At 71.7% G+C, this 2,103-nt stretch carries 3 protein-coding genes and 1 pseudogene; all 4 read right to left on the bottom strand.

Going from position 1 to position 2,103, the window contains the following annotated elements; genetic code table 11:
• Positions 1-270 (bottom strand): annotated as a pseudogene (locus FV222_RS24140) (N-(5'-phosphoribosyl)anthranilate isomerase); the annotation flags it as partial.
• A gap of 26 nt (positions 271-296) precedes the next feature.
• A complete protein-coding gene (locus tag FV222_RS24135; protein WP_147753554.1) occupies positions 297-653 on the bottom strand; it encodes a LapA family protein in 357 nt (118 codons plus the stop codon).
• A 146-nt stretch (positions 654-799) separates the two neighbouring features.
• Positions 800-1,111 carry an integration host factor subunit beta gene (gene ihfB / locus FV222_RS24130; protein ID WP_147753553.1) on the bottom strand — a complete coding sequence of 104 codons (312 nt, stop codon included), beginning with the start codon at positions 1,109-1,111 and terminating at the stop codon, positions 800-802.
• Between the two features lie 54 nt (positions 1,112-1,165).
• Positions 1,166-2,103, bottom strand: a 938-nt coding sequence (gene sppA / locus FV222_RS24125; RefSeq protein ID WP_147815834.1) for a signal peptide peptidase SppA, incomplete at its 5' end; no start/stop codon positions are given.

Here is a 2,103-nt window from a genome sequence, read left to right as displayed (position 1 = left end):
CTCCGGCGTCTCGGCGCCGTGCAGCTGGATCAGGTCGGGATCGATCGCCTCCAGCGCGGCGTCGAGCGCGGCGTCGTCGGGGTCGACCAGCAGGACGACCCGCTCGGCCCGGCCGCGCGCCTGAGCGGACAGGGTGCGGGCCGCGTCGAGGTCGACATGGCGCGGACTTTTGGGAAACCGCACGAGGCCGATCCAGTCGGCGCCGGCCTCCAGGGCGGCGGCCATGGTCTCGGGCGTGCTCAAGCCGCAGATCTTGACGCGAATCGACATGGCTGGCGCTTCGAGACCCGGTCGCGTCAGCGCGGGGCCGGCAGCGCGGTCCGTCCCGGCAGTGTCAGGCCGGTGCCGGGCTCCGGCGGGGCGTAGGCCTTCAGCCGCTCGGTCTCGCCTTCGAGGCGGCGGATCTCGCGGCCGCGGTGGCGGACCTGGCGGCGGGCCTTGCCCTGCCCGAGCCAGGTGAAGATGCCGCCGACGACGATGCCGAGCGCCACCGCCCCGAACAGGATCGCGTAGAGCGGCAGCATCACGCTGAACACCGGATCGGGCGAGAACGGGTCCAGGGAGAGCCGCACGGGATCACGGTTGGCGACCGCGACCAAGATCACCAGGATCGCGATGGGCAGCAGCACCAGACTCTTGAGGAAGCGGACCATCGATCTCTCCGAACCGTTCTTACTGTGCCGCGGATGGTCCGGGAGGACATCCGCGATCCGCCCCACCGGCGGCGACGCGCCGTCGCGCTTGGCCCGCTTCGCGGAAGACGAACCGGCCGATCCGCCGCGATGTCTCGCGAAGGACCCTACTCGGCCGCGGACTGGCTCTCGCCGATCCCGGCCGCGTTGAGGCGCAGGCGCATCTCCTTGCCGGTCTTGAACACGGGGATGGCCTTTTCCGACACGGCAACGGCCGCACCCGTGCGCGGGTTGCGCCCGCGGCGCGCATCCCGGCGCTTCACCGAGAACGCACCGAAGCCGCGCAGCTCGACCCGGTCGCCCCGTGCCAGCGCGTCGGCGATCGTGTCGAGGATCGCGTTGACCAGCGTCTCGACGTCCCGCTGGTAGAGGTGCGGGTTCTGCTCGGCGATCTTGATGACGAGCTCCGACTTGATCATGGCGTCTGGTCTTCTCGAAGTTCCGGGGTGCGAATCCTGGTGGATCGCACCGAATCAGGGCGCGGCGGACGGGCTCGGGCGCCACAGCACGAGCATGCCGCCCTGGGTGACGGCCCCCGCCTCGGCGCCGGCCTCGGCCAGCCGCGCGGACAGGCCCTCGAACCCGAGGAGGTCGGCCCCGAATCCGAGCGCCGAGAACAGGCCGAAGCCCTGGTTGGAGGCGGGCTTCCAGTCGGTCACCGGCAGGTCCTTGGGCACCTTGCGCGCGGTCTCGAGCCACGCGATCGCCTGCCGCTCGCTACCGAGCTCGTCCACGAGCTTCAGCGGCACGCTCTGGCGGCCGCTGAACACCCGGCCGTCGGAGACCGTGGCGACCTGGGCGCCGTCCATCCCGCGCCGCTCGGCCACGAGGTTCTTGAACCAGGCATAGGTGTCGCCGACCACCGCCGCGAGGGCGGCCCGCGCCTCGGGCGAGGTCGGGGTGAAGCCCGACGGCTCGGCCTTGAGCGGCGAGGACTTCACCGACTCGACCTTCACGCCGACCTTGTCGAGCAGCCCCGACACGTCCGGATACTGGAACAGCACGCCGATCGAGCCGACGAGCGAGGTCTCGCGCGCGACGATGTGGTCGGCGGCGATCGCGGTGATGTAGGCGCCCGAAGCCGCGGTGCCGTCGACGAAGGCGACGATCGGCTTCTTCTCGGCGAGCGCCCGCAGGTTGCGGAACAGCTCCTCGGAGCCGGTGGTGGTGCCCCCGGGCGAGTTGATCGAGACCACCACGCCCTCGACGGCGGCGGATTCGCCGACCCGCTTCATCAGCTTGGCGGTGGCCTCGCTGCCGGAGATGAAGCCCGAGATCGAGATCCGGGCGATCTGCGGCTTCACCGCGCCGAACAGGCCGCCCTCGGTGCCGGCGCGGACCCGCAGGCCGACCGCGCCGACGGCGACGACGAGGCCGCCGATGCCGACCACGCGCCACACGGACAGCTTGC

The sequence above is a fragment of the Methylobacterium sp. WL103 genome, assembly GCF_008039885.1.
Classification (GTDB): Bacteria; Pseudomonadota; Alphaproteobacteria; order Rhizobiales; family Beijerinckiaceae; genus Methylobacterium; species Methylobacterium cerastii.
The sequence above is the reverse complement of the archived record's forward strand: the minus strand, read 5'-3'. Positions and strand labels throughout refer to the sequence as shown.

Bases quoted from the DNA above. Each gene is read 5' to 3' on its own strand.
- ihfB (WP_147753553.1), bottom strand. From the start codon at position 1,111: ATGATCAAGTCGGAGCTCGTCATCAAGATCGCCGAGCAGAACCCGCAC.
- FV222_RS24135 (WP_147753554.1), bottom strand. From the start codon at position 653: ATGGTCCGCTTCCTCAAGAGTCTGGTGCTGCTGCCCATCGCGATCCTG.